19 protein-coding genes and 1 pseudogene are annotated in these 20,218 nt (G+C 47.8%); 11 read left to right on the top strand and 9 right to left on the bottom strand.

The features are described from left to right. Positions 1 to 2 precede the first annotated feature (2 nt). Positions 3 to 1,043: pseudogene (locus B0X70_RS05360) on the bottom strand (IS630 family transposase). A gap of 29 nt (positions 1,044 to 1,072) precedes the next feature. On the opposite strand from B0X70_RS05360, the gene B0X70_RS05355 reads away from it, so the two are divergent. The 3 genes from B0X70_RS05355 to B0X70_RS05345 all read left to right on the top strand — a co-directional run bounded on the left by B0X70_RS05355 (position 1,073) and on the right by B0X70_RS05345 (position 3,523). Further along, entirely contained in the window at positions 1,073 to 1,462 is a 390-nt protein-coding gene (locus B0X70_RS05355) for a fimbrial protein (protein ID WP_217471068.1), read from the top strand. 261 nt (positions 1,463 to 1,723) lie between these two features. Then, positions 1,724 to 2,734: a fimbrial protein gene (locus B0X70_RS05350; protein WP_217471067.1), complete on the top strand. Its 1,011-nt coding sequence runs from the start codon at positions 1,724 to 1,726 to the stop codon at positions 2,732 to 2,734. Positions 2,735 to 2,779: 45 nt separating this feature from the next. After that, complete coding sequence (locus B0X70_RS05345; RefSeq protein WP_217471066.1) at positions 2,780 to 3,523, top strand: 4'-phosphopantetheinyl transferase family protein; 744 nt, start codon at positions 2,780 to 2,782, stop codon at positions 3,521 to 3,523. 242 nt (positions 3,524 to 3,765) lie between these two features. Here B0X70_RS05345 and B0X70_RS05340 read toward each other — a convergent pair whose 3' ends face one another. The 3 genes from B0X70_RS05340 to B0X70_RS05330 form a co-directional block, all read right to left on the bottom strand. After that, the gene (locus tag B0X70_RS05340) at positions 3,766 to 4,830 is read right to left on the bottom strand and encodes a hypothetical protein (RefSeq protein ID WP_246593439.1); all 1,065 of its coding nucleotides are present in this window, start codon (positions 4,828 to 4,830) and stop codon (positions 3,766 to 3,768) included. Positions 4,831 to 5,063: 233 nt separating this feature from the next. Beyond that, complete coding sequence (locus tag B0X70_RS05335; protein WP_217471065.1) at positions 5,064 to 7,706, bottom strand: fimbria/pilus outer membrane usher protein; 2,643 nt, start codon at positions 7,704 to 7,706, stop codon at positions 5,064 to 5,066. Between the two features lie 83 nt (positions 7,707 to 7,789). After that, entirely contained in the window at positions 7,790 to 8,362 is a 573-nt protein-coding gene (locus tag B0X70_RS05330) for a fimbrial biogenesis chaperone (protein WP_246593521.1), read from the bottom strand. On the opposite strand from B0X70_RS05330, the gene B0X70_RS24995 reads away from it, so the two are divergent. Further along, a complete protein-coding gene (locus B0X70_RS24995) occupies positions 8,297 to 8,455 on the top strand; it encodes a hypothetical protein (protein ID WP_246593556.1) in 159 nt (52 codons plus the stop codon). The genes B0X70_RS05330 and B0X70_RS24995 overlap by 66 nt on opposite strands. A gap of 147 nt (positions 8,456 to 8,602) precedes the next feature. Here B0X70_RS24995 and B0X70_RS05325 read toward each other — a convergent pair whose 3' ends face one another. The 5 genes from B0X70_RS05325 to hpaR all read right to left on the bottom strand — a co-directional run bounded on the left by B0X70_RS05325 (position 8,603) and on the right by hpaR (position 12,948). Beyond that, positions 8,603 to 9,268 carry a fimbrial biogenesis chaperone gene (locus tag B0X70_RS05325; protein ID WP_246593438.1) on the bottom strand — a complete coding sequence of 222 codons (666 nt, stop codon included), beginning with the start codon at positions 9,266 to 9,268 and terminating at the stop codon, positions 8,603 to 8,605. A 98-nt stretch (positions 9,269 to 9,366) separates the two neighbouring features. After that, positions 9,367 to 9,939: a fimbrial protein gene (locus tag B0X70_RS05320; RefSeq protein ID WP_217471062.1), complete on the bottom strand. Its 573-nt coding sequence runs from the start codon at positions 9,937 to 9,939 to the stop codon at positions 9,367 to 9,369. Then, positions 9,939 to 10,658 (bottom strand): fimbrial biogenesis chaperone, encoded by a 720-nt coding sequence (locus B0X70_RS05315; protein ID WP_217471061.1) that lies wholly within the window; start codon positions 10,656 to 10,658, stop codon positions 9,939 to 9,941. The genes B0X70_RS05320 and B0X70_RS05315 overlap by 1 nt, the downstream gene beginning before the upstream one ends. A 100-nt stretch (positions 10,659 to 10,758) precedes the next feature. After that, entirely contained in the window at positions 10,759 to 11,313 is a 555-nt protein-coding gene (locus tag B0X70_RS05310) for a fimbrial protein (RefSeq protein WP_217471060.1), read from the bottom strand. A gap of 1,188 nt (positions 11,314 to 12,501) precedes the next feature. Further along, on the bottom strand, positions 12,502 to 12,948 hold the full coding sequence (hpaR, locus tag B0X70_RS05305) for a homoprotocatechuate degradation operon regulator HpaR (RefSeq protein ID WP_036779317.1): 447 nt from the start codon (positions 12,946 to 12,948) through the stop codon (positions 12,502 to 12,504). Between the two features lie 375 nt (positions 12,949 to 13,323). Between hpaR and B0X70_RS05300 the strand changes: the two genes are divergently transcribed. From B0X70_RS05300 to B0X70_RS05270, 7 genes are all read left to right on the top strand, one after another. Further along, on the top strand, positions 13,324 to 13,956 hold the full coding sequence (locus B0X70_RS05300; protein WP_217471059.1) for a fumarylacetoacetate hydrolase family protein: 633 nt from the start codon (positions 13,324 to 13,326) through the stop codon (positions 13,954 to 13,956). Next, on the top strand, positions 13,953 to 14,714 hold the full coding sequence (locus B0X70_RS05295) for a fumarylacetoacetate hydrolase family protein (RefSeq protein WP_036779313.1): 762 nt from the start codon (positions 13,953 to 13,955) through the stop codon (positions 14,712 to 14,714). Before B0X70_RS05300 ends, B0X70_RS05295 begins: the two co-directional genes overlap by 4 nt. Further along, on the top strand, positions 14,714 to 16,180 hold the full coding sequence (hpaE, locus tag B0X70_RS05290) for a 5-carboxymethyl-2-hydroxymuconate semialdehyde dehydrogenase (protein ID WP_036807976.1): 1,467 nt from the start codon (positions 14,714 to 14,716) through the stop codon (positions 16,178 to 16,180). The genes B0X70_RS05295 and hpaE overlap by 1 nt, the downstream gene beginning before the upstream one ends. A gap of 64 nt (positions 16,181 to 16,244) precedes the next feature. Beyond that, on the top strand, positions 16,245 to 17,123 hold the full coding sequence (gene hpaD / locus B0X70_RS05285) for a 3,4-dihydroxyphenylacetate 2,3-dioxygenase (RefSeq protein ID WP_036807978.1): 879 nt from the start codon (positions 16,245 to 16,247) through the stop codon (positions 17,121 to 17,123). A gap of 13 nt (positions 17,124 to 17,136) precedes the next feature. Continuing rightward, entirely contained in the window at positions 17,137 to 17,523 is a 387-nt protein-coding gene (locus tag B0X70_RS05280) for a 5-carboxymethyl-2-hydroxymuconate Delta-isomerase (protein WP_065391252.1), read from the top strand. Positions 17,524 to 17,525: 2 nt separating this feature from the next. Then, a complete protein-coding gene (locus B0X70_RS05275; RefSeq protein ID WP_217471058.1) occupies positions 17,526 to 18,755 on the top strand; it encodes a Bcr/CflA family multidrug efflux MFS transporter in 1,230 nt (409 codons plus the stop codon). Next, the gene (locus tag B0X70_RS05270; protein ID WP_217471057.1) at positions 18,745 to 20,217 is read left to right on the top strand and encodes an NAD-dependent succinate-semialdehyde dehydrogenase; all 1,473 of its coding nucleotides are present in this window, start codon (positions 18,745 to 18,747) and stop codon (positions 20,215 to 20,217) included. Before B0X70_RS05275 ends, B0X70_RS05270 begins: the two co-directional genes overlap by 11 nt. The last annotated feature ends 1 nt before the right edge of the window (position 20,218 follow it).

Here is a 20,218-nt window from a genome sequence, read left to right as displayed (position 1 = left end):
TTTCATAATAGTGCTACACTCATTTTTTGTCTTCCTGGTTTTTGCTGTGATGAAAACGATGCCAAAAAGGCATCAACATAATTAAGCAACTGTCACATAAATTGACAACGGTGATTTCGCGTTATTGTCTCATGGAGCGATTGCCATAACCGTTCTATTTTATTTAGCCACGGTGAATAGACGGGTAAAAACAACAGGGTAAATTTGGGATGTCGTGCCAGCCACTCCTTTACCTTCTGACTTTTATGAATACCGTAGTTATCTAAGATTAATGTGAGAGTTTCCGCATGGGGATATTGATGATTCAGTTCATCTAACATTTTGATAAATAAATCAGAGTTCTTTTTTATTCCTTTAACATAGGTGACTTGCTCTGTCTGAGCATTGAGGCAACCCGCAAGGTAATGTTTTTCATTTTTTCCCGGGGTGATAACCCGTTTTTGTTGTCCTTTGAAACACCAGTCCGCGCCGATTTTCGGGTTGAAATCAATATCCACCTCATCTTCATAGAAAACGGGATGTTTTTCTGAAATATTCGCTTTGGCTTCTGCGATCTTTGCCATTTTCTCCTCATGTTCAGGATCAGGTTGTTTTACCGTGGGCGCCGCTCTGCGCCAGACAATTCCCACCTGAGCAAAATAACGATAGAGGACACTTTGTGTCAGAGAGAGGTTGAGTAATTCATTAAGAGTATGAGTCATAAGCTCAAGGCTCCAGCGAGAGCGAAGATAGCCGAATTCTTGGGGAGATTGCTGTAATAAGAAAAGCAACAGGCTATAGAGAGGGGTGAGATCCCAGACAGCAGGTCGGCCAGCCGGTAAACTGTTGAGTCCTTCGAGTCCATATAATGTAAACCATTCAACCCAACGATTGATGGAAGAGCGTGCGGCATGAAGGGTTTTGGCGACATAAGTCACCGTCAATCCCTCATTGAGCATCAATAACGCCGTCAATCGACGGGAATAGTTCTTATCACGGGTTTTGTGGATAAGTTTTCTCATTTTCTGGCATTCATTTTGAGGTATGGGTGCTATGATAGGCATCACTCAGTCCGTGTTGAGGTTTGGGATTTTTGGCAATTGATCAGATCGCAAAAATCGGACTGAGTTCCCTTCCAGTGATCTATTATTTTGAAAATTTATTTATATCGATTGAATGCAAAGGTAATATTCTTCCTACCATAGTTTTTTCAGGAGAAACCATTGCAGAAGTACCTGACAAAGATAAGGATAGTGTTATTAGATTAAACAAATACGGTTCAGGAAAAGAAGCTAAAGGCGTTGGTGTTCAAATGATCCATAAAGGAGTACCTGTTGCTATGCGAAAACCGATTACAGTCACTCCTTCCGGTAGGATCGGGGTTTATTCTATTCCCCTTTCCGCTCATTACTATCAAACTGATGATACCATAACAGGTGGAACCGCTAATGCATCAGTGCAATTTACAATTGAATACAAATAGCTTTACAAACCATATAATTTAACTTAAATTATTAACATCACGATAACATGAGAAACAAGAGACATTTTCCTCAGTGATGTTAATAATACAGCAGAATTAAAACCTGATTTAGACACTAGATAAAGCTGCCATATTAATTTCACTAATAAATTATATCGGGAAGATAATGGCGCTACTCTCGCTTCGTTGTATTATTAATAAATCGCGTTATTAGTAAATTGCGTTGTCAGTAATTAAGAATAAATCTCAACAGGCATAGATATGAAATCTTATTTACGGTTATTAATTTCTGCTGTTTTACTGTTTAATATCAATAAAGTACATGCTGCTTGCATCTCAGAATCTACAACGAGTAGCGGCACTGTATATTTTGATTTAAATTCACTTAAATTAAACTTAAATACATCAAATACTAAAAGTATTCATGTCGCCAGATTTAGTGCTGAACAGTTAGCTAGCAGTATGGGGCTAAATATAAATGATCCTATTTTTTCATGTGATGACAACGGATATTTGGTTTTTGGTGAAAGTGTTTATCCCAGCATAGCCGGTAGTACAAAGCATGGGACCGGAAAGTTAACAACAGGCATAGATAATCTCTATTTATATTTTGTTGCTTCTACCGGTAACTTAAATAATATGAAATATCCCACAATGGATGGCAGAAGTTATATCTATTACCCGCCAGAAAAGAAAAAAATCACCTGGAAAGATATCGGTGATATTGATGTTTATCTCTATAAAGAAGGCGCAATTAAATCGGGAAGATCACTACATGCTGGAATAATTTCCCTATTACAAACATCGAACGGCATCCGTCTAATAACAATAAGAAACAAAACAAGATATCATGTTACTGCTCAAGGCTGCATGGCGCTATCTGGCGATCAAACCGTTAGATTTCATGATGTTTATAGTTCTTCGTTTAAAGGAAAAGGAACAACTGCCGGCCATGCTGATTTTAATATCGGCATTGAATGCACAGAAAAAATCGAACCTACCATTACATTTTCAGCAAGAACAATCAATGGCGCCCCAGAGAGTATTATTCAATTAAACAGCGCTAATGCAACGAATACAGCAAAAGGGGTTGGTGTGCAAATCTTATATATGGGAACACCCGTTCCTATTGGAAAACCATTTGTCGTCGGTCATTCTGACAGGAATGCTCGTTATAATTTACCTTTCAATGCCCGCTATTACCAAACCGATGATAGAATAACAGGTGGAAAAGCTAATGCAATAGCACATTTTACCGTTCAATATGAGTGATATTAAGTATAGACTGTAGGATATTTTATTATCAGGATAATCAACATGGAACAGACAGTTATACACACCAATCAAGCGCCGCTGCCAGAATATGACAACGGATTTATCACTCAAATCGAGTATGGAACGGTTGTTAATAACCCCCAAGTGCATTTCTGGCAAGCTCGTTTTGAACTTTCACATTATCACGATGAATTGTTCAATCAATTAAATCTCCCCTTCCCTGCTACATTAGCTAAAGCCGTCAAGAAGCGGCGGGCTGAATATCTGGCGGCACGTTATTGCTCCAGACAACTTTTAGCGCAATTAGGGCAACCGGAATTTAATTTGATCTCCGGTAATGATCGCGCTCCAATCTGGCCGGAAGGTATTTGCGGTTCTGTTTCTCATTCAACTCATTGTGCAATTGTGCTGGCTGCGCCGCAAATTCATAACCGATTAATTGGTGTCGATGTAGAAGCTATCGTCGATCGTCAAAATATGGATGAAATCACAAGAATGATTGTCAATGACAGGGAAATTCAACTTCTGAAACATTGTCATTTACCACTTGAACAAGCGTTTACCCTCGCTTTTTCTATAAAAGAGAGTTTATATAAAGCGCTATATCCACAAGTAAAACGGTTCTTTGGCTTTGAGGCGGCGGAGATTATTGACCTATCACTTGAAAATAATGAAATAACATTAGCGTTGCGGGAAACTCTCACTCATCATTACCCAACAGGTACAATATTTCGCGGGCAATTTATTATCTACCCACAGGAAATATTAACGTTAATTATTCAATAGGTTAAAACAATAATTTCTGATGCTGACCTTGATCTGCAATTTAACCAATGAAATCAAGAACAGTAGTAGATTAACTGATTAATTATTCTATTATCTACCAATAACTCATCGAATTGATTTACAAATAGCTAAATTTTGCGACAACATCGAAATAATAAAAGAAGATAGTTGAATTATTATAAGACCTTGCTGGATAAGGCGGGTTTATGCAGCGCCGACTGGCGCTGCAACAATGGCAACAACTAAGCGGAGGGTTGAACATCCGACCAGACTGAAATAACCGCGACAGCTCGAGCCAGCCCGCCGGCGCCGTCAGTCTTCAACAGAATCGGTACCACAGACACTTGTGTCGATGCCGTGTAGCTATCGCCCGCTTGTTTAACGTATCTTGCGTTCTCCCCTTCTCCTCGGTGCCCGGTACTGAGTGATAAGGGGTTGTTGGCCGCATCAGTAAACGCGAAAGCGACATCTTCTATTGACGAGGCCAGGGCATTCGGTTTCCCCGGCACAAAGGGTCCATCGATCCGGTAGAGCAGGCGTGAATTTTGAAAGACATCTTCATCGCCGGAACAGGTGCTGCTTATCCCTATCTGCCTGGCTGACTCTAGTGGATCTCCCGCCTGTTTACCCGCTCTTTTCACTGTTCCCCAATCCACCGATGACGGAGTAAGGACAACGGCACAGGTGGACGGTTTTTTAACGGATGAGAGGATGACAGTGGTCCACAGGGGTTTCAACATGCTGTTAGAACCGGATATTGCTGTCGGAGTCCAGCCGATCGCGCCCACGGACAAATGACTGCCGCCCGGTTTCGCATTGAAATTGCCGTCACTGTCCGGGTAAATCGCCCCGGTCACCGAGCGGACACTGATATCAACCAGACCGTTGGCATCCGGGACGCAGGGAATGCTGACGTCGGTATTCCCTTTGACCAGACTAGTTGATTGATAGGTTCCGGGTGAACCGTGCGTCTGGCAAGAGAGTGAAGATTGCCCGATATCAACCATAAAGTCGCCAGCCTTTCCTACCCGGACACTATTCGATGGAAACAAAGAGATCGATGAGCCGGTTCTCGAATCCACGGTGTAGGCCATCCGCTGCGTATCGGGGGAGACGCGACAGGTTGTCGACCAGTCAAGAGGGCCGCTGGTGGTATATCCCACTATTTCATCCCGTGAATAATCACGCTTATCTTTGTTGTTCGGCATCATGGCATAGCCGGTGACGGTTACATTGCTAACCTTATTCATCAGTTCAGTTTCGCAGTCCTGATAAGTCTCCGCCGCCTGGAGGGGTAACGCGGTCAATAAAAAGAGCAGCGACGCCCCCAGTCCCATGATAGTTGGCGCGGGGTTGGCCGCATGACCGCCCCACAAACGTTCAGTGTTTAACATCCTTCTCTCTCCAAATTACTTATCTGTTCACATTGCTCTTTCACTGCCGGGGCTAACCTCGCTTTAGGGGGCGCTCCAGATGTTAAAACGATATCGGTGATATCTCATCGGGCATACCGGTCAGGCTGCCCATATAAGGGTCACGCTTATAGACACACGGCATCGGCCTGCACCAGTTTCCCGGGGGAATCGGACGACACCTGATAACGGGTGGTGCATTGTTGATCTACCCCGTTTCCCCATTTAACTTTCACATGACCGGCGGACGGCATGCCGCTCAGATAAACCCGGCCGTTATCGCCCACAATGCCGCTGCCGGCCTGAGTTGCGTTTCCTGCCAGCGTCGCGGCGGCGCCAAAGGGCACGGGTTTGCCATGATGTGTCAGGGTCAACAGCAACTGGCTGCCCAGCCGAACCTGATAGTTGGCCAGCGTTACCGCCCCTTTGGTCGGGTAAACGTTGCGGCTGGTCTGGTCAATATCCACGCCTTCCGGCAGGGTGGACGGGTCCAGATTGATGGTGTTTTTGTGGTAGACCGATCCGCCCGGCAGCACAGCGTAGCCACGCCAGTCGGTCTGTACGTTGCCGTTGCTGACCGTCACCCCTTTCGCACCGGGGGCGCGAACCAATACCGCGGTATCCCCCAGCGAGCGTGACAGCGTTATTCCGTAAGGATGGATCAACAGGGCGCCGGAAGTGCCATAGGTCAAATGCTGACTGTCTGCATTGTCATTGTAGCCAAGATTGGCGCTTCCCTGACTGCCCTGATAGCCCAGCGACAACGCGCGACTGTTTTGCTGGCCGCTGTTCCCCCAGCCTTGCTGGAGGTTATAACTCAGGCGGTTATCCCATAACATGCCGCTGATGCCGGTCTGCTGAGAGAGGTTGCCCTGCGAGTCGCGCGAGGCGGTATAGCGGGCATAAACGCCCCGTAACGCCGACGATGACCCAAAGAGACTGAACGGGACTTGCATATTGAATGAGACCTGACGGTTCTCCGGCCAGTGACCCTCGCCCTTTATCCGAGAAATGTTATAGCTCAGGTTATAGCTGATCCCCATCAGCATCGCGTTGTAACCCAGGCTCAAGTTGTTGTCGGTACGGCCATTCCAGTAATCGTTGCGCGTCCCGGAGGCGTAAAGACTACCCCAGCGTCCCAGTGTCTGACGCAGGTTCACCTGCCAGGTGTTCTGACGCCGGTCAAGCGCCCACGGCGCCTGATATTCATTCAGGCTGTAGCCCATGCTGTTAGCATCACTGAAACTGTAGTAATGCTCAGTGGAATAGCGGTAGGCGGCCAGATCAATGCCGGTGCCGGTACTGATCAGGTTCTTGGAATATTTCACGCGATAAGACTGGCCGAATTGCCCGCCCTCTTCCTGATCCTTGCTCCCCTGCAACTGTGCGCGGGCCAGCGTCACATCCGCAGACAGTGCGCCGAACGCCCCCAACGAAATCCCCGAGCCTAATACACTTGACTGATAGTTGCCTGCGACCAATCCCCCGCCATACAGGGTGATACTGTGGGGCAAACCATAGACCAGCGTACCCATCGTAAATACCGGGGAACGGTTGCCATTGGTAAGGCTGCCGCCGTGATATTGACCGGCCGTCAATTCATATTTAACGCCCCCGGGACGCTGCATCACCGGGACAGATGAAGAGGCTATTGTCGAGACGCGGGTGCGGCCATTTTCCTCTTTGACGGTTACCGTCAGGTCGCCCGCACTCCCGGTGGTATAGAGGTCGGTGAACCGAAACGGCCCCGGCGCCACCGTAGTTTGATACACGATATTGCCATTCTGGGATACCGTCACCTGCGCATTGGAGTTCGCCACACCGGTTATCTCCGGGGCGAAACCGCGCTGACTGTCGGGTAACATCGCCTCCTCCGAAGCCAGTTTCATGCCCCGAAACGGGATGCTGTCAAAAATATCGCCGCCAGTATAGGTTTCACCCGCCGTGAACTCACTGCGCAGTGAGGGAATATCACGTTGTAGATAGGTATTGCTCACCTGCCATTGGGTCTGTGCCGGCGTGGAAAAACCGGAGGCGCCCTCATTGCGCTGACGATTGTAACTGTAAGTTTGCGTGCTGCGCAGACGCCACGGCCCCAGATTCAACCCGTTACGAAAAGAAGCAAACAGATTACGGGAACGTGATCCTTCCCCGTTTCCCTGGCGGTCATAACGTCCTTCCGAACCGTTGACAGTGTAGTTCATTAAAAAAGCCGGGATTCCAGAATCCCAGAGTGATGGGTCAACCGTTCCAGAGTAATGAGGCTGCATGGCGACCTGCGGGACACTGAGATCCAGACGCAACCGGGCGAAATCCAGAGTCGCGCTGGCGTGCGGGATCTTTTTCGCCAGATCCGTGATGAGGCTGTCGTCCGCTTTACCCTTAAAAGCCGGTAATCCGCGGGTATTGACCCCGTACCCTTCCAGTTGTGCGACGGTTAATACTGGTTGGAGATGGCCGTTAACCAGCCTGAATTCAATCTCGCGGTTGTCCACCTTATTCTGGTTCAAGTAGACATCGACCAGATAGCGTCCGGGGGCGACATAGCCCGCGTTTTCATACGCCGAGAGATCGACATGGCTGCGTTCACCGTCAGCGCCCATCAGGAATGCGGGATTAAAGTATTCCCGCGCCGAGGCGGGCAGGGCCGTTGCCGTCAGTGAACACAGCAGACATAGGTAGACCGGACGGGGCCGGAAACCGCCCGGTTGACCGGACGCGCGTTGGTTACCCGCCCGCAGTGCAGACGGAAATAAAGTGTTTATTGCCATAGCTCATCTCTGCTTCTAATTAAGCCTGTGCTTGTTGATATTGAGGTCACTCTGCCGGTACACCGTCCGCCGATGCGGCGGGGTTATAACGGGACGTGGCGATCCTGACTGTCGCCGGGAAAACGCCAGACCAGCGGTCCCGCTCCCCCGGCGGTAAACGAATAGGTTTGTATGCCTTTTGGCGGCACCATCGTCTGGCGAGTATGGTCATCTGCATGCTGTGTGCCTACTTTCAGGACCGAAAAGGTCAGAAAATAGGGCGTGGGATTTTCCACCCGCAACTGCGTTCCTTGAAGGGAAAATTTCACCTGTTTAGCCACCGTGGCGTTATCCCGGGCGGGGACGCCTTGAGGACGATAAAACAGCCGAATATTCATCTGTAAGGCGACCTGTACTTGCGAGTTTTTGCCGGTTTGGTGTTTAGAGGCTCCCATCTCCGGCACGGCGACGCCGGGGATAGCCCGCAGCGAGATCACAAAGGCCGATTCCCGATCCGGCGGTAACGACCCGCCAAGCTGGCGAATACGGAACGAAAATTTCCCACCGGCTTCGACCCGTTTTAACGGCGGCAGGACAACAAAAGGGGGAACGTGCCCGGTTTTGGTGTCAAAGCGACCGGTATCGGGGTCCATCGGGCTGACAAATCCCTGTACCAGATAGCCCTGCGCCGTGTGATTGGTCATACTGAGGGTCACGCCGCCCGGACTGTCTTTAGCCACATAAGACAACTGCATCGGGGAGAACGATAATCCCTGATTCTCAGCCGCCTGCGCCTTAAACAGGCTTCCTAGCAATAGGGCGAAACAAAAGGGAGACATCATGACCGCCCAATGCGCCCGTTTATGCCCGTTACTGACTCTCTTCACTTTCCACCTCTGGATAAAACAAGGGCGAATTTAACGCGCCACGTTGGCGGTAAACCGGTTTGAAGCCGCGCCGTAATCATTAATCATCGACCAGCTCACCGATTTTTTGTCCTGCTGTCCGGCATAGGTCACACAATCCCGTGGCGCTATCATGGAGGGATAGCGATTCAGATCGAGCGCCTGTCCGTCCAGCGTGAGGCTGTCCAGTGACAGGAAATACGGCGTGGGATTGCACGCCTTAACGCCATCGGATTGCGACTGAAAGCGGAGCTGTCCATACGCCTCTTCCGGCAACATCGGCAAGCCCTGCGGTCGCCAGAAAAACTTAATTCGCATGCCCACGCTCATCGATGCTTGATCCCGAGTATGCTCATTCGCCATCTGATGGGCGGCGGGGATAGCGTTCATCTGGACATACCCGAGCGATTCCCGATCCACCGGAAAGGGGGACCGATTAAACGTCGGCAAAATACGCAGACTGTTCTGACTGTTGGCCTCCAGCCTGAACAGCGGCGGCGTCACCACAAACGCCGGGGCGGTTTTCGCCTGATCGCCCGTGATTCTCACCTGAACCAGCCACGCCTGAGACGTGGTATTGACCACTGTCAGCATCTGCGCCCGCGCCCCCTGGGTAAAAATCACCCGGGTTTTATTCAGGCTGATACCGGCGGCCTGACAGGGTTCTGCGCTGATCACGCCTAACCCCAGCCAGAATAATAGTAGTGGCGCCAACCTGTACCGCGTTGTGCGTACCCGACCTGTTTCCACAACGCCTCCTGATACCTGAACGACACTCAGTGGTAGTCAAATTGAAATTGAATGTGCGCGGTCAGTTCACCGGGGGTGGGGACAGCCGTGCCGGATTCATGTCGCATATCCATCTGGAAGGTGATTTGACCGTCTTTAACGGCGCTACCCGGTGATGCCAAATCCACATAATCGCCATTTTTCAGGTAGCTTCCCAGTCCGCCTCCCGGTGATTGATAGCGCAGGCCAAATCCCACGTTTCCCGCCACAGAGGAAGATTTATCCCGAAATAACGTCGGGTGGTTTTCCGGTGTGGGGCCGGCTATTTTAATCGCTGGGGTACGGCCCGCTCGGGCTGATCCCGCGCAGCCTGACAATGCCAACGTAACAGGCTTGTTGTCCGCCGCTGCGATATGTTCCGTACTACGTTGCACTTCGTTAAGCGGAATGGATGAAAACTCGACACGGGATGTCTGCACGTTGAGTTCACAGGTTGGCTGTTCCAGCGTTAATGCCAGCGTCAGTTCTGCCGTGTTGGTGCTCGCACCTCCGGGCAGGGGGGCGGTACAGAGCAAACCGGCCAGGGTTGTCCGTCTGATAAAAGTCCACGATTTGCGCATTACGGTATCTCCCCTTTATAGGATGATGATCCTCCGAGGTCATTAATCACCGTCCAGCTTACTTTGGCCGGGTAATGTACCCCCTTGAGCGGGAAAGACAGGGCCGAAAACGGAGAAACCATGTTCTCTTTCTGTTGCTTTGTCATCAGCTCTTGCCCGCCTATTTTCAGGGAGGCGAAGGTGATGTAATAGGGTGACGGATTCGTGACCGTTATCCCCTCGGCTGTCGGTTTGAAGCGCAGTGAACCAAATCCTTGCTCCGAAGAAACCGGCAGCCCTGACGGGCGATACATCAATTTAATTGTGTGGGCCAGAGCAAACTGTATTCCGCCGGAAACACTCTGCCGGGAATGTTTGTCGGATTCATGGCTTAATGGGATGGCTTTCGCGGTAAACCAGAATAGGGATTCCCGGTCGGTCGGCAGGGTCTGACCAGTTTTGATGATACGCACCTGATTTTGGCTGCCTGGCTCCATACGAAACAGGGGAGGTGTTATTACAAACGGAGCGGCCTTTTTCCGCTCAGGAGCAGTACTGACTGCCACTTGCATCAGATAGACGGTCTCTTTACTGCTGTTACGCAGTGAAGCGGTGGCGGCGTGACGGTCCGCCGGGTAGATAATGCGAGTGGCATCAATACTTACCCCTCCAGCCTTCGCGGCGGTGACCGTGCCGCCTAATAGACTGGCCACCATCATTGCTGTCATGAATTTTTTCACTGAGTCACCTGAATGTGTCTGTGTTGGTGATACGTAAGCAAGAATTGGACCTCCCTGTCCAATTCCACAGCTATGTGTCCCTAGTGCCTAACGGAGTTGATTATTGATAGGCTATTGCTACAGTTAGGTTCGCAGAGGAGGTTGCTGCTGTTACCGATGTTGAACCAAGCTTGACCAGTCCTGCCTTAAGTGTGATGGTATTATCAGCAGCATCAGCTAGCGCATCGTTATTTTTTAGGTTAATTACTGCGTTTGGTTTCACTTCTGCATTACCAGCTTTCAGGCTAACCGCATAATCAGTGATTGGAGTAACACCATTTTTAAGCTGAAAGAAATCAGTATCTACTGCTGTACCGCTAACCGTCAAATTAACGTTTGAAATACCGCCATTGCTCTTCCACTGAGGGCAGTTTTTCACTTTAATCTGGACATCTTGCTCACCTACTACAGCCTTATTAACAACATTATTCAAGTCTGATGCCAGAGCCTTAAGATTGACCGGAGGCATTGCGTCAAATTCACAAGTTGGCGCGGTCACTTCTGAGTTCACTGTCAGGGTATTACCAGCACCACCAACATTAATTGCCAACGCCTGCGACATTCCCCCTAAGCACAGTGCTGCTGCCACACAAGTCTTCAAAATTTGCTTTTTCATTTCATCTATTCCTTATCTACATCTACTGAATACATTTTGCCTAAAACAACACCATGACAGATTAAACAATCGGACCGCCAAGGCGGTGCGTTTACTGGTCATTTAGAGTTATTTTGTTCGGTTATTAACTTGATGAAATATATGAATATAAATATTCACTTTATGAAATCACTTCTGACTTATGCCATTTGGTTTCAGGATTTCTGCCTTTGGCATAAGAAAATGAATATTAAATCGCTCAGAAAAAGAGCTTTTAACAGGCCACAATATTCGTAATGAAAGAAATAATTTCTATTTGAAATCAAAAAATTAAGTAATTTTTTACAAAAAAATACAAAAAATCTCTTTTAAGTGATGAAATTTTCCGTATACTGCCCCGGCGGTTGAAGATAACCGAACAAAATAACTCTAAATGTTCGGTTTTTTGTCCCATGTCAAAACCTGATGTCATTGAAAGCCACGCCACTACTTTGAGTAAGGCTTTTCCTTGCTCTTACGCTTTCTTACCCTTGCGCAGAAACACGGGTTCCCAGAATTGCAAAAGCATTACATTAATTATTCTTATTGATTTCCAGTGTTGAGGGGATTGGTTAAGCTCCGATATCAAGTTCGTTTTGAACCATCATGTTCAATCTACGCGGTATTAAAACCGTTCTGTATTGAATATATTGAGTGTTGAAGAGGTGTCCTGCGTAAATCGTATCTAGATACCTATATAATTTAAGCCTCGAATTCATCTAAAATAGAATTAATTTTCTTAAAAAATCCAAATTAATCCGCCAAATAGTGCTTCAAGTCATCCTTCATTACTTCATTAAATTTAAAAAAAATCAAATAATTATATAGCCTATAGATTTAAAGAATTCCGATAATCTAGGAAATTCCGAAAAACTCAGGAAAAAAGAATGTAACAACATATTGCTATCCAACTATTGATACAGCGGTATATCCGACTGTATTGCGGAGGATATCTCCTTATTCGGCGTTGAACTAAAACAAAATGCATAATTTTATCTTATTACGCCATTTAGAGTTTAATTTAGAAAGGAAACAACAGTTCTCTATCAATAAATAAAACCACTCTTTGGGTTTTAACCAGCGGAAATTATTGCCTTATCCCTCAAGAATAATGAAATCACATTACGATTGAGGGAAACTCTCATCTATCATTTTCAATAAAAATTCTATTTACTTAATATCCTTTTCCGTATTTATCTGTGAGTTATTGCCCACAGCAATTAATTCTTCCAACAAAGCTGAAAGCTGAACCAGTTTTTCCGGTGAAAAGGCTTTTTCAATAGCCTGATATCCCTGTTCCACCTGCTCTTTCGCCTTTTCATAAAGTTTCTGACCATCCGGGGTTAAAGAAACATAAAGTTTTCGTTGGTCATTCATCGGTTTAAGACGAAAGATCAAGCCATCACGCTCCATGCGAGTCAATATCCCAGTCAAACTTGGGCGAAGAATACAGGTCTGGCAAGATAAATCATAAAAATCGATCGACCGATTATCAGACAGTACGCGGATAATACGCCACTGCTGTTCAGTCAAATTATGACTCTTAAGGATTGGGCGGAAAAAACCCATCGCGGTTTCTCGCGCTTGAAGTAATGCAATTGTCAGAGATTCATGCATGGGTAATGAAGGCTCTTATTTAGTTAATTACTGATTTACGAGTGCTATCTCACTCTATAACCACAATAAAAAAGACTAGCACGTCCCTCAGTCAACCACAAAGAAAAAATCATAAAAATATTAATAAGTAAACAAAAATAAACTCTGAAAATCAGGTTAATAAAAGGTTAATACAGGAGCAATCACTTTATCCACAAAAAGATTAATACACTGATCAATAACGATAAAAAATAAATTTAGTAGAGATATTGTTACTGAGATCACAATTAAAATTAACAAACACATTAACATATTGCAACAGTGCGCCTTGTGGTTTATTAATATATTAATAAATGCATCTTAAAACCACCAGTTTAAGTTCATGAGGAATCGTTAATGAAAGGCACTGTCTTCGCCGTAGCCCTCAACCATCGGAGCCAGGTAGATTTCTGGCATGACTCATTTCAGCAAGCACCTTATAGCACTTTACCTAAGACACCAGTGTGGTTTATTAAACCACGGAATACCGTTATCACCTGCGGTGAAGCGATTCCCCATCCGGTAGGTGAAGAGGTTCAAAGCGGTGCGACGCTGGCATTAATAATAGGTAAAACCGCCCGCAAAGTTGCTATCGAAAACGCAGCCGAATATATCGCAGGTTATGCATTAGCTAATGAAGTCAGCCTGCCTGAAACCGCTTTTTATCGTCCGGCAATTAAAGCTAAGTGTCGTGATGGCTTTTGCCCCATAGGCCAAATGGCTCATCCTGAATCCATTGATGCGTTAGATATCATTACCGAAATCAATGGTCAGGAAGTCGATCGCTGGTCAACCGCCGATCTGGTGCGTTCAGCCACGGAATTAGTCGCAGCATTAAGTGATTTCGCAACCCTCAAAGAGGGGGATGTCATCCTGCTTGGGACGCCACACCAACGTGTCGCTATCAAACCGGGCGATAAAGTTGTTATTCGGGCAGCAGGTTTCCCATCACTGGAAAATCAGGTTGTGCAAGCGGGAGAAAAAGCATGAAACACGCAAGAGTTCACTATCAAGGTTGCGATTTGATTGTTACTGTCGATGAACAGGAAAATGTCTGTCTGACAGATGGCAGCAAAATCAGCGGCGAATCCGTCCAATGGTTGCCCCCCGCAAACGGTACCCTGTTCGCCCTCGGTTTGAATTATGCTGATCACGCCACCGAGCTGGAATTTAAGCCCCCCAAAGAACCGCTGGTTTTTATCAAGGCCGCCAATACGCTGACCGGTCATCGTCAGGTTTCCGTTCGCCCTGATAATGTGGAATACATGCATTATGAAGCTGAGCTGGTTGTTGTCATCGGCAAAGCCGCCCACAAAGTCACCAAAGAACAGGCGATGGATTACGTTGCCGGGTACACCGTCTGTAACGATTACGCAATCCGTGACTATCTGGAAAATTATTATCGCCCTAATCTCCGGGTAAAAAGCCGCGATACATTGACTCCCATCGGTCCGTGGTTCGTCGATAAAGAAGATGTACCCGATCCGCATAATCTGACACTAAGCACTTGGGTTAATGGTGAATTGCGTCAACGCGGTACAACCGCTGATCTGATCTTCAATATTCCATTCTTGATCGCTTATCTAAGTGACTTTATGACGTTGCAACCGGGAGACATGATCGCCACCGGGACGCCAAAAGGATTATCCGATGTGGCGCCGGGAGATGAAGTTATTGTTGAAGTTGAAGGTGTTGGACGTCTGGTCAACCGTATTGTCAGCCAGCAAGAGTATGAGGAGAGTCTGTAATGACCATAATTAACCATTGGATCAACGGCAAAAACGTCAGCAGCAAAACCTATTTTGAAACAACAAATCCTGCTACCGGCGAAGTGCTGGCAGAAGTCGCTGCCGGTGGTCAAGAGGAGATTGATCAAGCTGTCGCCGCCGCCAAGGAAGCATTCCCCAAATGGGCAGATCTGCCGATGAAAGAGCGTGCACGCCTGATGCGCCGTTTGGGTGAGTTGATCGATGAAAATGTGCCTGAAATCGCCGCAATGGAGACCAAAGATACCGGTCTGCCCATTCATCAAACACAAAATGTCCTGATTCCACGCGCTTCTCACAACTTCAACTTCTTTGCTGAAATTTGTCAGCAAATGAACGGCCATACCTATCCCGTTGATGACAAGATGCTCAACTATACGCTGGTGCAACCCGTTGGCGTTTGCGCGCTGATTTCTCCGTGGAACGTGCCATTTATGACCGCCACCTGGAAGGTTGCTCCCTGTTTAGCGCTAGGTAACACCGCAGTGCTGAAAATGTCAGAACTCTCCCCATTAACCGCAAACCGTTTAGGCGAATTGGCACTAGAAGCCGGTATCCCTGCCGGTGTGCTGAATGTGGTTCAGGGATATGGCGCTACCGCCGGTGACGCGCTGGTGAAACATCACGATGTACGCGCGGTTTCGTTTACCGGCGGTACCGTAACCGGCCGTCAGATTATGAAAAACGCCGGCCTGAAAAAATATTCAATGGAGCTAGGAGGAAAATCTCCGGTTCTGATCTTCGAAGATGCTGATATTGAACGGGCACTGGATGCCGCCCTGTTTACCATTTTCTCTATCAACGGTGAACGTTGTACCGCAGGTTCACGTATTTTTATTCAGCAAAGTATCTACCCTGAGTTTATTAAACGTTTTGCTGAACGCGCTAATCGTTTACGGGTAGGCGATCCACAAGATCCAAACACTCAGATCGGCGCACTTATTAGCAAACCGCATTGGGAAAAAGTCTCCGGCTATATCCGTCTGGGGATAGAAGAAGGCGCCACGTTGCTGGCTGGCGGCCCAGATAAACCGATTGACTTACCGGCGCACCTAAAAGAGGGCAATTTCCTACGCCCAACGGTTCTGGCGGATGTTGATAACCGTATGCGGGTGGCTCAGGAGGAGATCTTCGGCCCTGTCGCCTGCCTGCTGCCATTCAAAGATGAAGCAGAAGGTCTGCGCCTGGCAAATGACGTGGAGTACGGTCTAGCTTCTTATATCTGGACGCAAGATGTCAGCAAGGTATTGCGTCTGGCCCGTAATATTGAAGCCGGCATGGTATTCGTCAACACCCAGAACGTCCGTGACCTGCGTCAACCATTCGGCGGCGTGAAAGCTTCCGGCACCGGCCGTGAAGGCGGTGAATACAGCTTTGAAGTGTTTGCTGAGATGAAAAATGTCTGTATCTCTATGGGGGATCATCATATCCCGCGTTGGGGAGTCTAACCGTTTCATCAGCGTTAACCACGGCGAATTCCGGTTCGCCGTCCTGATATCAAATGAGGATTTTATGGGTAAGTTAGCGTTAGCAGCCAAAATTACACATGTACCATCCATGTATCTGTCTGAATTACCGGGAAAACATCACGGTTGCCGTCAGGGAGCCATTGATGGTCACAAAGAGATTAGCCGCCGTTGTCGCGAAATGGGGGTCGATACCATTATTGTGTTTGATACGCATTGGCTGGTGAATAGTGCCTATCACATCAATTGCGCCGACCATTTCTCCGGTATTTACACCAGTAATGAATTACCCCACTTCATCCGGGATATGAGCTATGAATATGACGGCAATCCTGAATTGGGACAAATGATCGCAGAAGAAGCACGCAATGTCGGCGTACGTGCTCAGGCGCATGAAATCCCAAGCCTGAAACTGGAATACGGCACGCTGGTACCCATGCGTTACATGAACAGTGACCGACATTTTAAAGTTGTCTCTGTCTCCGCGTTCTGCACCGTTCATGCTTTTGAAGATAGCCGTCGTCTTGGGGAAGCGATTCTGAAAGCGATTGAGAAATATGATGGCACCGTGGCGGTACTCGCCAGCGGTTCCCTTTCTCACCGTTTTATTGATGATCAGCGTGCCGAAGAGGGCATGAACAGTTACACCCGAGAATTCGACGAACAGATGGATCATCGGGTGGTTCAGCTCTGGAAAGAGGGCAAATTCAAAGAGTTCTGCAAAATGCTGCCGGAATATGCAGATTATTGTTATGGCGAAGGCAATATGCACGATACGGTGATGTTATTAGGCTTACTCGGTTGGGATAAGTATGACGGTAAAGTGGAATTTCTGACTGAACTGTTTGCCAGTTCCGGCACCGGGCAAGTCAACGCCGTATTCCCTCTACCTGATTACATCACCAATAAACCCGCTATCGCCTGATTTGGAGCAACCTATGCCACATTTTTATGCTGAATGTACAGAAAACATCCGTGAACAAGCCAATCTGCCAGAGTTGTTCGCCAAAGTGAATCAGGCGCTGGCAGATACCGGCATTTTCCCATTAGGCGGCATACGCAGCCGCGCCATCTGGCTGGATACCTGGCAAATGGCCGACGGTCAACATGATTATGCATTCGTCCATATGACACTAAAAATCGGCGCAGGACGCAGCCTTGAAAGCCGTCAACAGGTTGGTGAGATACTGTTTCCTCTGATCAAACAACATTTTGCCTCGCTGATGGCCCAACGTTACCTTGCTCTCTCTTTTACAATGGAAGAATTAGACCCGGTACTGAACTACAAACAAAACAACGTCCACGCCCTGTTTCGTAAGGAGTAGTGATGCCGAAATCTTTTCATCAGCATCCTCCTCGTTGGTTAATCCCTTTATTAGGTGCACTGGTGGCCTTCGGGCCTCTGTCGATTGATATGTACCTGCCAGCCTTGCCGGAAATGGCAAGGCAATTACAGGCAACACAAGGGCAGATGCAACATACCTTAGGCGTATTTTTCGCCGGTTTCTGTATTGGCATGCTGTTATACGGCCCACTGAGCGACCATTTAGGGCGCAGAAAACTGCTGCTTAGCGGTATCGCATTATTTGTCGTCGCCAGTGCGTTGTGCACCTTGGTGACACAAGTTGAACAGCTGATTTTACTACGCGCATTACAGGCATTCGGCAGCGGCGCCGCGGTGGTCATGGGCAGAGCTATCGCCCGTGATATCTATAGCCCACAGGAATTACCACGTGTGCTATCGCTCATGACTTTAGTGACCATGATAGCGCCACTTATCGCCCCATTACTCGGTGGCTTCTTGTTAACCTATTTCAATTGGCAGGCCATATTTACTCTATTGGGCCTGTTCGGCTGTATCAGCGGAATATTATTACTATTTTTCTTGCCAGAAACGCTGCCCGCTCAGAGTAACAATGGAAAACTTATCACCGCGTTTAAAAATTACGGCAAATTACTGACTGATGGCGAAGCTATGGCAACTATCGGCACATTGGCATTCACTTGCGCCGCCATGTTCGCATTTATCAGTGGCTCCCCTTTCGTCTATATCAATTATTTTCAGGTTCCGGCGAATTACTACGGCTTACTGTTCGCCTGTAATGCGCTAGGCATGATGGCAATAGTGCTGCTTAATGTCCGTTTACTAAAAGTCTACGATGTTTCTCGCCTGTTATTTATCCAAACCAGTGCTCAATTACTGTTCGGCATCTTGCTGGTTATCTTTTATCAGCAAAGTCTGACTGTGATCGTCATTTTGGTCGTACTGTTTATCTCGCTGGTTAATGCCATTGGTACTAACAGCCTCTCTTTATTACTTCAACATCGCGGTCAACTTGCCGGTAGCGCCAGTGCGCTCGCTATTTCTGCACAATTCGGTATGGCCGCACTCGCCAGCATTGCCGTCTCTTTACTACAAGATGAAACCCCTTTTGCTATGGCCTTTGTGATGGCAGTTTGCGCTGGATTGTGTTGGTTATGCCAGCAGCTAGTAACTTTCTACCAGCGGAAACCCCTCACACAAGTGTCTTTAGGAGAAAAAAATCATGACAAATAATGTAAATACAGAATTACTGCGTCAACAAGCTTATATCAACGGGCAATGGGTTGATGCCGACAACCAAGCAACGTTTAAGGTGACTAACCCGGCAAATGGCGAAGTTATTGCCCACGTCAGTAATATGGGAGCAACTGAAACAGAACGCGCAATTGCAGCCGCTCAACAAGCCCTGCCTGCCTGGAGAGCAATGACAGCCAAACAACGCAGCCAGATTTTGCAACGTTGGTTTCAGTTAATGATGGCAAATCAACCGGCGCTGGCTGAATTGTTGAGCCGGGAGCAAGGGAAGTCACAGGCAGAAGCTATGGGCGAGATCGCTTATGGCGCCAGTTTCATCGAATGGTTTGCGGAAGAAGGTAAACGCACCTACGGTGAAACTATCCCAAGCCCGATGCCAGGCCGACGGATCATCACGATCAAACAACCTATCGGCGTTGTGGCGGCGATCACACCGTGGAACTTCCCCAACGCCATGATCACCCGCAAGGTTGGCCCTGCGCTGGCTGCGGGCTGCACGGTGATCCTAAAACCCGCTTCAGAAACCCCACTTTCAGCTCTGGCTCTGGCCGCACTAGCGGAACAAGCAGGTATTCCCGCCGGGGTATTCAACGTGGTGACTGGCGTCGATGCAAAAACCATCGGTGGTGTTTTGACCCAAAGCCCGATTGTCCGCAAACTCTCTTTTACTGGCTCAACCCGTATCGGCAAATTATTGATGGCACAAAGTGCCGATACCGTGAAAAAGCTATCGCTAGAATTGGGCGGCAATGCGCCATTTATTATTTTTGATGATGCCGATATTGATGCCGCTGTACAGGGAGCGTTGATAGCTAAATTCCGCAACAGCGGTCAAACTTGTGTTTGCGCTAACCGAATTTTGGTTCAGGAAACCATTTATGACGCCTTCGCCGAACGTCTGGCACAAGCGGTCAATAAGTTGCAGGTCGGCCCGGCCAGCGATGCCAAATCACAACAAGGCCCACTGATCAATCAAGCCGCCGTCGATAAAGTAGAAGAACACATCAGTGACGCCGTTTCTCGTGGCGCACGCATATTGGCCGGGGGTAAACCACACGCTCTGGGCGGTCTGTTCTTCGAACCTACCGTACTGGCTGATGTCAACGAATCTATGCTTATCTCCCAAGAAGAAACATTCGGACCTATTGCTCCTCTCTTCAAATTCCGTGATGAAGCAGAAGCCATCCATCTGGCGAATGATACTGAATTTGGTCTGGCGGCTTATTTTTATTCCCGCGATATCGGCCGAATTTACCGTGTGGCAGAAGCGCTGGAGAGCGGCATGGTCGGGATCAATGAAGGTTTGATCTCTAATGAAGTCGCCCCATTTGGCGGCATTAAACAATCGGGCTTAGGACGTGAAGGTTCACGTTACGGCATCGAAGATTATCTGGAAGTGAAATACCTCTGCTTTGGCGGCATAGAGGACACAGGAGTTTAAC

It is taken from the genome of Photorhabdus akhurstii, assembly GCF_019090985.1.
GTDB lineage: Bacteria > Pseudomonadota > Gammaproteobacteria > Enterobacterales > Enterobacteriaceae > Photorhabdus > Photorhabdus akhurstii.
Note: the sequence above shows the minus strand (reverse complement) of the source record. Positions and strands in the feature narration are given on the sequence as shown.

Coding starts and splice junctions, on each gene's coding strand:
- hpaE (WP_036807976.1), top strand. CDS start 14,714: ATGACCATAATTAACCATTGGATCAACGGCAAAAACGTCAGCAGCAAA.
- B0X70_RS05300 (WP_217471059.1), top strand. CDS start 13,324: ATGAAAGGCACTGTCTTCGCCGTAGCCCTCAACCATCGGAGCCAGGTA.
- B0X70_RS05295 (WP_036779313.1), top strand. CDS start 13,953: ATGAAACACGCAAGAGTTCACTATCAAGGTTGCGATTTGATTGTTACT.
- B0X70_RS05350 (WP_217471067.1), top strand. CDS start 1,724: ATGAAATCTTATTTACGGTTATTAATTTCTGCTGTTTTACTGTTTAAT.
- B0X70_RS05320 (WP_217471062.1), bottom strand. CDS start 9,939: ATGCGCAAATCGTGGACTTTTATCAGACGGACAACCCTGGCCGGTTTG.
- B0X70_RS05275 (WP_217471058.1), top strand. CDS start 17,526: ATGCCGAAATCTTTTCATCAGCATCCTCCTCGTTGGTTAATCCCTTTA.
- hpaR (WP_036779317.1), bottom strand. CDS start 12,948: ATGCATGAATCTCTGACAATTGCATTACTTCAAGCGCGAGAAACCGCG.
- B0X70_RS05345 (WP_217471066.1), top strand. CDS start 2,780: ATGGAACAGACAGTTATACACACCAATCAAGCGCCGCTGCCAGAATAT.
- B0X70_RS05335 (WP_217471065.1), bottom strand. CDS start 7,706: ATGGCAATAAACACTTTATTTCCGTCTGCACTGCGGGCGGGTAACCAA.
- hpaD (WP_036807978.1), top strand. CDS start 16,245: ATGGGTAAGTTAGCGTTAGCAGCCAAAATTACACATGTACCATCCATG.
- B0X70_RS05270 (WP_217471057.1), top strand. CDS start 18,745: ATGACAAATAATGTAAATACAGAATTACTGCGTCAACAAGCTTATATC.
- B0X70_RS05280 (WP_065391252.1), top strand. CDS start 17,137: ATGCCACATTTTTATGCTGAATGTACAGAAAACATCCGTGAACAAGCC.
- B0X70_RS05310 (WP_217471060.1), bottom strand. CDS start 11,313: ATGAAAAAGCAAATTTTGAAGACTTGTGTGGCAGCAGCACTGTGCTTA.